The organism is Paenibacillus sp. Y5S-9, assembly GCF_036894235.1.
Lineage (GTDB): Bacteria > Bacillota > Bacilli > Paenibacillales > Paenibacillaceae > Paenibacillus.
In genome coordinates, this window is the sequence record NZ_CP145887.1 from 5970660 (window position 1) to 5983057 (window position 12398).

General features: G+C 44.4%; 12 protein-coding genes and 1 riboswitch. Of the genes, 4 read left to right on the forward strand and 8 right to left on the reverse strand.

Going from position 1 to position 12398, the window contains the following annotated elements; genetic code table 11:
• Positions 1–83 precede the first annotated feature (83 nt).
• A riboswitch (SAM riboswitch) is annotated at positions 84–185 on the reverse strand.
• A 70-nt stretch (positions 186–255) separates the two neighbouring features.
• From V6669_RS26400 to V6669_RS26425, 6 genes are all read right to left on the reverse strand, one after another.
• Positions 256–1458 (reverse strand): Ger(x)C family spore germination protein, encoded by a 1203-nt coding sequence (locus V6669_RS26400; protein ID WP_338588617.1) that lies wholly within the window; start codon positions 1456–1458, stop codon positions 256–258.
• Entirely contained in the window at positions 1455–2555 is a 1101-nt protein-coding gene (locus V6669_RS26405; RefSeq protein ID WP_338588618.1) for a spore germination protein, read from the reverse strand. Before V6669_RS26405 ends, V6669_RS26400 begins: the two co-directional genes overlap by 4 nt.
• A gap of 32 nt (positions 2556–2587) precedes the next feature.
• Entirely contained in the window at positions 2588–4300 is a 1713-nt protein-coding gene (locus V6669_RS26410) for a spore germination protein (protein WP_338588619.1), read from the reverse strand.
• 147 nt (positions 4301–4447) lie between these two features.
• Positions 4448–5368: a methyl-accepting chemotaxis protein gene (locus V6669_RS26415; RefSeq protein ID WP_338588620.1), complete on the reverse strand. Its 921-nt coding sequence runs from the start codon at positions 5366–5368 to the stop codon at positions 4448–4450.
• A gap of 537 nt (positions 5369–5905) precedes the next feature.
• Complete coding sequence (locus tag V6669_RS26420; protein ID WP_338588621.1) at positions 5906–6430, reverse strand: VOC family protein; 525 nt, start codon at positions 6428–6430, stop codon at positions 5906–5908.
• Between the two features lie 228 nt (positions 6431–6658).
• A complete protein-coding gene (locus V6669_RS26425) occupies positions 6659–7102 on the reverse strand; it encodes a VOC family protein (protein ID WP_338588622.1) in 444 nt (147 codons plus the stop codon).
• A gap of 87 nt (positions 7103–7189) precedes the next feature.
• Between V6669_RS26425 and V6669_RS26430 the strand changes: the two genes are divergently transcribed.
• Complete coding sequence (locus tag V6669_RS26430; RefSeq protein ID WP_338588623.1) at positions 7190–8158, forward strand: YafY family protein; 969 nt, start codon at positions 7190–7192, stop codon at positions 8156–8158.
• Between the two features lie 28 nt (positions 8159–8186).
• Here the strand turns inward: V6669_RS26430 and V6669_RS26435 are convergent, their stop codons facing one another.
• Complete coding sequence (locus V6669_RS26435; RefSeq protein ID WP_338588624.1) at positions 8187–9383, reverse strand: MFS transporter; 1197 nt, start codon at positions 9381–9383, stop codon at positions 8187–8189.
• Positions 9384–9551: 168 nt separating this feature from the next.
• On the opposite strand from V6669_RS26435, the gene V6669_RS26440 reads away from it, so the two are divergent.
• Both V6669_RS26440 and V6669_RS26445 read left to right on the forward strand, forming a co-directional pair.
• The gene (locus V6669_RS26440; protein WP_338588625.1) at positions 9552–10433 is read left to right on the forward strand and encodes a LysR family transcriptional regulator; all 882 of its coding nucleotides are present in this window, start codon (positions 9552–9554) and stop codon (positions 10431–10433) included.
• Positions 10434–10454: 21 nt separating this feature from the next.
• Positions 10455–11129 carry a hypothetical protein gene (locus tag V6669_RS26445; RefSeq protein ID WP_338588626.1) on the forward strand — a complete coding sequence of 225 codons (675 nt, stop codon included), beginning with the start codon at positions 10455–10457 and terminating at the stop codon, positions 11127–11129.
• Positions 11130–11172: 43 nt separating this feature from the next.
• On the opposite strand, the gene V6669_RS26450 is transcribed toward V6669_RS26445, so the two are convergent.
• A complete protein-coding gene (locus V6669_RS26450; protein ID WP_338588627.1) occupies positions 11173–11538 on the reverse strand; it encodes a MerR family transcriptional regulator in 366 nt (121 codons plus the stop codon).
• 129 nt (positions 11539–11667) lie between these two features.
• Here V6669_RS26450 and V6669_RS26455 point away from each other — a divergent pair, with 129 nt between their 5' ends.
• Entirely contained in the window at positions 11668–12318 is a 651-nt protein-coding gene (locus tag V6669_RS26455) for a nitroreductase family protein (protein WP_338588628.1), read from the forward strand.
• Positions 12319–12398 lie beyond the last annotated feature (80 nt).

Here is a 12398-nt window from a genome sequence, read left to right on the forward strand (position 1 = left end):
TCCCCTACTTCTTCATCCAGAAAAAACAAAAAAGACCCACTCTTCCTAAAGAGTGCGCCGTTACTGACAAATAAAAACAAACGCTCCTATCTATCAGGCTTTCACCCGCTGGAATTAGCACAGTATCCTTCAGATCTGTTGCTGAGGTTTCTAAGGGCCAGTCCCTCCACCTCTCTGGATAAGAAAATGATTTTTTATAAATATAGCGATTGATCATGAATGTGTCAACATTTAAATAATAAATGGCACACCTCGCTATTCCGTAGAAGACCCCGGATTGATGATGGAGGTCTTTACCTCATACGTAATGGGTATAGTAGCAAAGATTTCATCCCAGTTCCCTTTAACCTTCTTCCACGTTTTTGGATATTTAATACGAATGCTATCGCGGAAACCAGCAACATCGACTTTGTAGGTATGTTGGAGCTTGTATAGTAACTGTTTGATCTGTTGCTCGACCAGTTCAGCAAAATCGTTTTCCATTTCTTTCAGATATGCACCCTTTTCCTCTTCTTCCGGTGCCCGCCAATCCTCCATTAGCCATCCTTCAGACTCTGCCTTCACATGGAACGAGATATCATCGCCATTAACCTTCGGAATGATTTTGATTTTCTTCTTCTTGATTTCATAGAGTATCGTGAAACCCTCCTTACTATATGTTTTTATGACACCACCTTGTTTTTTAGGCATAAGCCAGGACAGAGCTTCCAAATCAGTTTGGCTGAGTTCCCCCAGAAATTTGGTTGTATTTGCAGCAAATATGCTGCCCCCGGAGAACTTGTCCTCTCCATTGGCATTCAGCACATTTTGAAGCAGAAAACTGGACCCGGACTGCATCTGTGCATCCAGTTTTGCCAGCGAAACGGGTTCCAGAATCTTGTTGGAAATGTATGCATTGTTCGTAATGCCTGTAAGGTAAAATGCAGGAATACGGGAAGGATCATCTGAGGTAAGCACATCAACCGCCCGCTGGTGACTAATCAGTACAAGACAGTTCGGTCGAATATCGTTATCCCGGAGTACAAAATCGAGCAATTGAATCAGTCCATACTTTTTGGCAATATCCTTGGAGATCACAATAACCTTCAGATGATGTCCAATGAGTGGACGATCTCGCCGCAAAGCAAACTGACGAAAAATTTGCAGCATGGAATCTCCCGTAAGCTGCTCATTGGAATAAGACTCTTTGCCAGAAGAGGGTGAACCAGATTGCTGACTTTTTTGACTGCTAGAATTCCCAGGGGCAATCTGAACGGTTGCTGTGACATTGTTTTGTTTGGGATAATGCCCACCCTGCGCTGAAATCTTCTTCTCGAAATCGGTCTCTTTTCCAACGTCAATCCCGAGACCTACATACAAGCTTAGATCTTCTATCTCGCGGCTGCTCCAACAACCTGATATTATACACAGGATGAACACAGCACAAGTTACTCTTAAGCACAGGCGGAATGAAATCATGCGTGTTTGCCTCCTTTTTTGCGAATTATGCTGATAAGCAACAATACCAGAGGTAATATAGCGAACAAAACTACAGATACGTTACCTAGCATATCGCCCAGTGCAAAAGTTTCAAACACTGTTTTAGGCATCATTGCCGTCAGATAAATGAATGGAAGCAGGGCATACATAATCCAGCGTATCTTCTTTGCCCGAAACAAGTCCCGGATTCCTACGGAAGCACAGTAATGGGTAATGGCAAATGTCGAGAAAATCTGCATAATCCAGATCACCAGCAATAACGATTCGAAACGTTCAAATATCAGTCCCTGTATCTCAAAACTTCGTACCAGATCCAATGTTGGCCATGTTCTGGTCTTAATTCCATCCAAGGACAAACTGCCTACGACCATTACAACAGTGATCAGATATACCATTGTAGAGATAGTTAACCCCCATGTCATCGCCTTGTTGCTTTTCTTCGGATCTTGCATATATGCAGTGATGACCAGCATAACTTCGTAACCGGTATACGACAGTAGCGATGGTTTCAGCCCTTTGAGTACAGGCATGATGCCCTCACCCAATACGGGTCTGAGGTTACTAATTTCGAAGAGCTGATTACTGAGCAATATCTCCATGACAAATATAATCAAGGTGATCGGCAGGATGATCTCAAACACGCGAATAATGACACCAAGCCCACCGGAGATCATATAGATGCCTATCCACATAAATACCATTACAATAGCCCATGTAGGCGTGCGCTCAAGCAGATACATCCCCGTGACATCGGCCATGACTCTAATTTCGAATGCTGAAATGATCATAAAATACAAAATTGTCACACAACCCAGTATGTAAGCAATCCAGCGCCCGGTGATCTCCCGGGTAAACTGGAACACGGTTTTCTCAGGAAATCTGCGGCACAGGGTAACCAAAATCAGACCAATACCTGTGACAATGAGCCCTGACAGCAGGATGGAAATCCAGACGTCCGGCGTTCCAACGGCTCTGCTAGTTGTTCGAGGTAACGTCAGAATACCCGCTCCAAGCATGTAGTTAACGATAATAACAACGGCCTGTGTGGTGTTAATTTTCACTCGCGAGTCATTCACTTTGTTGTACCTCCAGACCTTCTGTGGATTGTCTACTTCTTGCGATCTGCATCTACCGGATTCGTCATCTCGGGACGTCTTCTCATCATGTTGAGTGGAGCACGAATGACAAAATCTTTCCAATCACTCAAGTGATATGGAACAGCTGGTGCGACATAAGGCACTCCAAAGCTGGAGAGTCGTGCAAGATGTGTACAAACCAGCAAGAAGAACATAACGACACCAAACAGACCTAGTATTGCAGCACTAAACATGGCAGCAAACCGGAGAATCCGTAGCGTTAATCCCGCACTATAGACAGGAATCGTGAAAGAGGATATGGCTGTAACAGCTACAACGATAACAAGAAACTGACTGATGATTCCCGCCTGTACGGCAGCTTGACCAATAATCAAACCGCCAACGATACCCATCGCAGGTCCAATCGGCTTGGGTAAACGTATTCCCGCCTCTCTCAGGATCTCAATGGAGAGCTCCATGATCAGCACTTCTATAATAGAAGGAAACGGTACTCCAGTCCGGGTTTCTATAATCGTCAGTACCAGCTTGGTCGGAATCAACCCCGGATGAAACGATATAAAAGAGACATAGAGCGCTGGAGCAAGAAGGGCCAGCATGGCGGACATAAACCTCAGGACCCGGAGAAATGTACCGGGAATCCAGCGTTCATAGTAATCCTCAGGAGATTGGAGCAACATGCTGAAGGTCACCGGTACCACGAGGACAAATGGCGTTCCATCCAATAAAATAGCCACTCGACCTTCAAGCAAAGCACCGATTACCCGGTCAGGTCTTTCCGTATTCAGAACCTGCTGAAAGGGACTCAGTGTATTATCTTCAATGAGTTGTTCCACATAACCAGATTCCAGCATCGAATCCATATCCATCTCTTCAATTCGCTTGCATACTTCAGCCACGAGATTAGGATCGGCAATATCCTGAATATAGGCTATCGCCAAATCTTTTTTGATCCGTGAACCCACTTCATACTTCTTAATAAACAGGCTCTGATCACTTCCATAACGACGCAAAATGCCTGTATTATCGCTTAATTGCTCTGTAAAACCAATACGTGGCCCACGAAGCAATCCCTCAGACAGGGGTTCATTCATACCTCTTGTTTTGATCTTATGGGCTCCAATTAATAAAGCACCCGGCAGTCCATCGACCAAAAGCGCATTTTTCCCAAAAAGTACACCTACTGCAAGCTCTTGAAGGGACTTCGTCTCCTCAACCAGACTGACAGGAAGTAATTGATCTTGCAGATATGCCGACAATAAGTGGGCGTTGTCCGGATGGAGGAATCCTTCCTGTTTAAGCATGGGAACCCCTTCTAACATCAACGGTGTAATCAAGTGATCATCAATCAAATCTTGATCTACCAAGCCTTCGGTATAGATGACCGCAGCCCGTGTATTCGTTCCCCTAATGGTAAATTCCCGAATATGCACATCTGCATTTTGTCCAAAGCTTTCTTTTACGCTAATCAGATTGGTATTGTACTTCTCGGTTAATTTAATATTGGCATAATGGCCCGTTTCGGTTCCTTGACCCTGTCCTTTGGCTGCTGGCGAGATATCCTCCGAGGATACAGCAGGTTGCTTCGAACGCGAGAAGCTTCCACGCTTTATGGCGGCATTGATCCAGCGCATGGTCATGGTAATCCCAATCGGAATAATCAAGACCAAGAATGCCTGAATCCATATGGACGAATCTGGCACGTAGGATAGAATTGTTGACCACATGTTCCCACCCCACCATTTCTCTGCATGTGAAGCTGCAGGTATTCCCAAGTATTGTGTCCCCGTTTGATCACAAAAATTCCCGTTTTTTTGTGTACTGAACGACAAAAAAACGGTTCCTGTGCACGGAACCGTTATTACTATATATTTTTATACGATTCTGGTCACATGCTCCGCTTTGGCATCCAGCAAGTGAGCCGAAGCAGCAATTGCTGTAAAATCATTCAAAGCGATCTCAATCTGCTTCTGGCTCCGCTCAACGTATTCCTCTACTTTTTTGGTGCCGCCTGTGATATTACCAATTTCCTTGGTTATTCCAGTCACGCTATCACGAATCTCGTTAATCGAACTCTCCACCATTGCGGATAGTTTCTTAACTTCCTTGGCCACGATATCGAATCCTCGTCCGTATTCTCCTGCATGTGCAGCCTCAATGGCAGCATTCAACGCAAGCAGCTGTGTCTGTGATGAGATCTCGCGTATTGTTCGTACCACACCCTGAATCGATCCCGCCTGTTCCTGCAAATGAGTCAACGTTGCACGGTTAGTAACCGACACCTCTGAGATATAGGAGATACTGGACATTAATTCCTGGCTCCGTTCAATACCTACATCTGCCTGCCCATTCAGTTCATGAGACATCGTTTTCAGCTCATTCACTACGACCGAAATGTTGTTCTGACGGTTGGTAATGTTGGTGGCGATTTTGGAGACACCCAGTATCTTCTGATTTGTCTCATCGTAAACCGGCATATATGTCGCCTCAAGCCATACGGAATTCCCCTTTGCATCCTTGCGTTCAACCTTGTCCTGGAAGCTGACCCCATTAAAGATGCTATTCCAAAAAGCATCATATTCCGGAGTATTTGCAAATTGACCGAAGCATAGTTGCTGATGCTTCATGCCGTACATCTCATCTACCGTGTATCCCATCGTCTGGGCAAAGACTTCATTCACGTAGGTTACCCGGCGATCCAGATCGAATCGAATGATAGCAAGACTTTTCTCCATCGCCTTGATGACCATTGCATCGGTGACAACATCTTTCTTTTCCATATCTAATATAGACACTTGATAACCCCCACAGTTCATTCCATAATAGACAGCCTTTAACTAGCAGAAAACGATCATAACAACATATGTATCCATCAGGTTCTAGATGACTCTACTATTGATACCCGATTTGCAGAACTTTGGATCACCTGTTGTCATTTATTTTTTAAAAGAAAATCTGCTCCACCTCATCCGCTGACAATGGCTTGCTGTAGTAGTATCCCTGCACTTTATCGCAACCCTGTCCAATCAAAATATATAGTTGTTCCTTCGTTTCAATGCTTCTTCAATATCCTGGATAAAAGGCATCCGTCAACATACTTTCGGAGCATGTTCATCGTCCAGAAAAGAGACGCTATAGCTTATCTTATCCGTAAAATATCTCTGTATCTACTTGTTCGTATCGTAACATAAGGCAAAGAAGTATACACTTCTGTATTTGTAACGTATTTGTAACATAATTTCTGTTTTTTATTAAACATTTAGCCCCTATATACAATAAAAACAGGACGATTTGTCGTCCATCGTCCTGTTTCTTATCCAGTCTCATCTTTATTATTTTTTTCGTGGTGTCCAGCGCTTCGCTTCACTGTGATTCGGATACTGAATGCCCGCAGGATAGGAGATCAGCTCGATCAGCATCCCCCAAGGTGCCCTTCCGTACACAAACTGATTGCCTTCCCCGCCTTCAATATGACCGGTCAACGCCCCAGGCTCTGTTAGCAACACCCCGCCCGCTTCTTTGAAGTGTCGTGCAGCTTCTTGCATATCGTCCACGTACAACGCCATATGCTGCAATCCGTAATCCGATGCCCTAACTGGCTCTGATTGCGCTGTATTCGCGTACTTAAATAGTTCTATACTTGCACTCTCCCCGAGCGATAACATCCGAATATGAATAACCTTTGCTCCTGAACGCAGTCCTAATTTACGCTCTGCCTCAGGTCCTTCCTGTGGGGGATCATCCGGCGTTATATGATCATAGGCAAGTTGAGCTCCAAACGCCTGTTGTAGAAATAGTGTCGCCTGATCCATATCCGGTACAGTTATTCCAATATGGTCGATTCCTCTCGTAATCATGTTATCCCTTCTTTCCTTTATCCATTGAACTTGCTTGTACACAGCGACATCCGTACCTATATGATTTACACGAAAAGAGGTCCGCTATAACCATCGGTTGCTCGAACAACCTTGTATAGAAACCGAAGAAAGAAGAGCGCATGTTATCCATGGCTCTTCTTTCTTTTATGTTTTTAAGTTAGTTCCAAGTTTACATACCGAGTGCTTAACCGGGGGTCTGAACTCATTTTAAAAATCGTGCACAGTGACACACAGCTGAATGGCAATGCCAAATGGGTCCCGCACAATGCCATAACCTGGGCTGAATTCATTTTGCTCGTAAGGCACCAGTACCTTCACGCCCTCATGTTGCATCAGAGAATGATACAGTTGATCGATTGTATCTTTATCCTTGGATTGAATACATAGTGACGTGCTGTTCCCCAGCTGCCATGCTCTCTCCGTGTCCATTGCTTCTTCCGCAATCATGACTTTGTTAACCCCAATCTCCAGCACCGAATGTGTAATATACTCATCTTGACCGGCAGGGTACTCGAAGCCCGGGTTCATCTCCTTCATCTCTTTATAACTTTTCTTGAATATCACCTTGGCGCCCAGAAACTGCTCATAAAAAGCAATGGCTGCGGCCGCATCCCCGTTCATCGACAAAAATGGTATCACTTCAAAATTCATTATATTGCCTCCTTGTTCCTATTGGATTACACTTATCACTATAACAACGAAAGGTGCCAATCCATGGCACCATTAAGAGGGTTTTATATGAAAAAATCAGAACGTATGAACCAGATGTTACGCTTCATTAATCAAAAACAACAGTTCACCCTGCAAGATCTCATGCAGGAGTTCCAGATATCCAAACGAACCGCGTTAAGAGATATCGCCTCATTGGAAGAGTTAGGTGCGCCCATCTATGTCGAATATGGACGCTACGGCGGATATCGACTGCTGCAACAGATGCAGCTGCCTCCCATTTCGTTTAATACGGGTGAGCTTCATGCCCTTTATGTTGCGATGCAGGCTCTCCGCAGTTTCTCTAGCTTACCCTTTCAAGTCTCTTTCCGTACCATTCATGAGAAATTTATGAGCGCGTTATCCGACAAGCAACGACAGGATATTGAGAACATCCAACACCGGGTTTCCTTCCGACATACGGAGCAGATCCGCGACAGTGCACATTTGGAATTTCTGTTGATGGCTGCTGTGCAGAATATAGTGATTCAGATTACGTACACTAATCAGCGTAGATCCCCTGATCAAAAGCCATCTTCTGCAAACACCAATATCCGCACCATTCAACCCATCACACTCTATGCCAGGAAAGGCTATTGGTATTGCCAAGCCTATGATCTGCATAAACAAGCGTATCGTGTATTCCGCTGCGACCGCATCATTTCAGCCGAAACAACGGAGATTGAACCTTTAACTCATGTAAAGGAACTCTATTCACAGGATGCCCAATCTCTATGGAAACCATCGGAACAAGCAATTCCATTCAAATGCCTGATTGATGAAGCCGGGATGGAGCTATTCCAGCAAGAACATTTCCCATCTATGCAGATCATCGAGCAGATGGGACACATGTGTCTTGTCGGTTCATATGAACCTCACGAGCTTGATTTCATAGTGAGATATCTTGCAGGCTATGGTAAATCGATTAAGATTATTGAGCCCGTCATCTTACAGAAAGCATTAAGGCAGTACTATCTGGACTTGTTGGATCATGTATAAAAGTCCTATTTCTATATCCATTTCACTTTTAAATGCCTTTTAGCTCCTGCTCATGATCAATAACTTTTGAGCTTTTTTTATTACCAATAGCCAATTGAACGATAATCTGCAACACGATGATGATAGCCAAACCATAAAATGCTTGCACAAAGCTGCCTGTTAGATCGCGGAGCCAACCAATCGCCAGCGGCCCAAGTGCTCCAAGAATGTAGCCACCAGATTGAGTCATAGCCGACCAGCTACTGGCTTCCTGAGCATTGTTTGTCTCATCAATCGGCAACATGAGTGCAATCGGGAACAGTCCACCTGCACCGATACCGAGCGGGATCGCCGCGAGCCACGGACTGACAGAGACATTCAGCATCAGGACACCAATTAACTCCAACAACGCACATCCAACAAGCCAGAAGACACGTCTTTGGTACCGATGTACAAGCATGGGAATGAATAACGTTGAGGGCAGTGATATCAATGTAAATAACGTTTGGATGTTGCCAGCAGTCTCTTGGCTATATCCATGGCTCTGAATGGCTGGCGCAAGCCAGGCGGTTAATGAATAGAAGATCGCTGCCATCAGCCCGAAGAACAATGTCAGCACCCATGCACGCCTGTTCTTCACCGGAAGTGGTGCATGGACTACAGCCGAAGTTTGTCCGGATTGCCGCTCTGTACGCGCAGACCAAGCTAATTTCAACCAGATCGGCAATGCAATGGCTGCGAGTAATGCCCATGTAGCCAAAGAACCTCTCCAAGATCCACCCAACGTCTGCTGAAGCGGAACCGATAATCCCACACTAATGCTGGCCCCCATCACCATAGCTGTAGAGTATATGCCGACCATGGCTGCCACTCGGTTAGGAAAATACTGCTTAATGAAGCTTGACAACAGCGGCCCTGCCAATGCAATCCCTACACCTGACAGAAAAGAAGTGAACATCATCAACGGAGTTGCGCCTACGAACAATCGTAATCCCGTGCCTATCCCAATAAGGATTAAAGCCAGCACAATGGCTCCTTCGTTCCCCCACCTTCTACTTAATCTTACAGAGAATGGAGCGAATATGCCCATACATAATACCGGGAGTGTAGTTAACAGACTGGCGGTCATGCCACTCAAACCCAGATCATTCTGTATGGTACTCATCAGAGGAGAAATGGAAGTAATCGGTGGTCTTAAGTTCAGTGAAGCCAGAATAAGCGCCAATACAATATAAAAAAGTTTCATTATGGATCACCTCATGGTAGTAGTATCGTTGCCTTCACCAAAGATCCCAATTGTTAATGAAAAGATCTTCGGGTGGTGCACGATTAAGTATAGGATCATTAGAATGATTGAACAATACTATTGTTTCTATTAAAATGATTACTAAAACCAATGATTAGAGGTGAATTTATGGAGATTCGTCAAATGGAAAACTTTATTACAGTGTGTGAGGAGCTTCATTTTACACGGGCAGCTGAGAAACTTGGCATATCTCAACCTACGTTGAGTCAACAAATACGTGGGTTGGAGGATGAACTTGGTGTTCCTTTGTTTGACCGTGTCGGCAAAAAAATTGTGATGACCCAGGCAGGTACTCTGTTTCTGGAGCACTGTGTACAGATGATCCGGCATTTACAGAATACCCAAGATGCGCTAGCTGAATTCCGGAATGATCAGCGGGGACGATTGGTTATTGGTGTTCTTCCATCCGATTTGGATTACCGTATCACTCCGCTGCTCGTTGATTTTCATGCTCGATTCCCCAAGGTGCAATTGAAGGTGATCTCTTCGATCTATGTCGTAAATCAAGTGTTGGAAAATGAAGTCGACATCGGCATCGAGATCACGTCTGCCCCTGATAGGCGGCTTGTGCGCATTCCCTTGTGCAGTGAAGAATATGTACTCGTCGTTTCCGAGAATCATGATTGGGCTGAACGAAGCACAATTGAAATTCAGGAGTTACGTGATATCCAAACGGTGATGTTCCCCGAAGGATTTACGGGCAGAGAATTGGTCGATGGCTATTGCCGTAAATATGGATTCACCCTAAATACCATCATGGAGACCAGTTCGGCAACCTCAATCATTAGCTTGGTCAAAGCCAACGTTGGAGGAACACTGCTGCCTCATCCTCTGATCAAAGCCATGAATGAGCCCACGCTACGTTGCATCCGAATTACTGACGATCCGCCATACCGACACTTTGAGATTATCCATCGCTCCGACCGTTACCTGACGCAATCGGCCAAGGCATTTATTGAGAAAACAATCGAGTATTTCAATCAAAGGTGAGATTAAAAGGAGAATTTTGAAATGAAAATAAAAGAAGTTGGTTTGTTGACACATCAGGTCGAGGCCATAAAAGAGTTTTACGGTACACTACTGGAACTGGATCTTTTGGAGGATAATGCAACATGCGTTTCATTCCGTGCGGGGAACTCGGTACTATCTTTCAAGAAGGCGGCAGAACAAGAGAAGCCCTACTATCATGTAGCATTTACGATTCCAACGAATAAACTTGCTGATGCAAAAAGGTGGGCTCAAGACCGTAACATTCCATTGCTATCCAAAGATGGACAGGATGAATTTTATTTCCCCTACTGGGATGCAACAGCCATCTATTTCTATGATCCAAGCGGCAACTTGATGGAATTTATCGCTCACCATTCATTCGATAATGCAGTTGATGAAGCTTTCGAAGCGAAGCATCTGTTATGTATTAGTGAAATCGGTCTGCCTGTCGATGATGTTCCTGAGACAATGAACACATTGAATGAGCATTATCAACTTGAACCATTTGCCGGAGACGGAAAACAATTCTCCCCCACCGGTGATGCAGAAGGCATGTTTATTGTCATTGATAAACAGATGCCCTGGTTCCCAGACGGGCGCATGCCTGGTGTATTTGCTACAGAGGTGAAGGTGGAAACTGGGCAGCCCGGTAATCTGCGTATACAGGACGATATGTACTCGATTGAATCGATATGATGTAAGAACGTACTGAATGAAAACCTCAAGAGGGACTTCCGGCTTAATACTTACCAAAACCTTCCTCACACGTGATATCCGATTTAAGAATTTCGTACAGATTTTGTTTGGAATTCTCTAATTTATGTTGTGTTTCTTCAATTTCTGATATTTTCGCTTGGATAATGCTTGCTTGATCATTACTTGAAAACCCATGTTTAGAGATCATAGATTGGATCTCATGGATCGTAAAACCAACAGCTAAACATTGTTTGACCACGTCCAGATGCTGAATAATGCTCTGCGCATATATTCGATAGTTATTATGATCTCTCAGCATATGTTCATCCGGGATAATACCTATTTTCTCGTAGTAACGAATCGTGGATATCGGAAGGTTTACATGGTTCGCTACTTCACTAATCTTCATATGGATTTCCCCCGTTTCTTCTTCTTGCTATAAAGTATACTTCATAGTTTACAATCCTCATAGTGAGACAGATGGAGATATAATTTATACCCTACTCTCACCAATATAGATATGAGGAGAGAAATCGATATGAATACAATTACCGGCCAATTCAACAAAACAAATGATTTTGATGCCATCGTCTTGGAGCGCCATTCCGTTAAAGCCTACGACTCTGAAGTGAAAATCAGTCGCGAGGAGATGACCGAAATACTGACGAAAGCTTCACGTGCCCCTTCGGCCATTAACATGCAACCTTGGCGTTTTCTTGTTATCGACAGTGCTGAAGGCAAAGAGAAACTTGCACCACTGGCCTCATTTAACCAGACACAGGCACTAACGTCTTCCGCTGTCATTGCCGTATTTTACGATGCCAACAACGTTGAATACATGGAAGAGATCTTCAGCAAATCAGTGGAACTTGGGTACATGCCCCAAGACATCATGGATATGCAGATGCAGCAGGTACAACCTTATTATGCGAACATAAACGCATCCGAACTGCGTGACATGAACCTCATTGACTCAGGCCTCATATCCATGCAACTCATGCTCGTTGCCCGTGCTCATGGCTATGATACGAACCCTATGGCTGGTTATGACAAAGGTCAGATCGCCGAAGCGTTCGGCCTGGATAAAGAACGGTTCCAGCCCGTGATGTTGATTTCCATAGGTAAAGCAGCCAAAGATGGCTATCCTTCCTATCGTCTCCCGGTTGAAACGATTACAACTTGGGCATAATCAACAGCTACTCTCAAGACTAAAATCACTATGGATGATGCTATAGTAAATACTAAGTCTGAAAAATAGATGAAAATCAC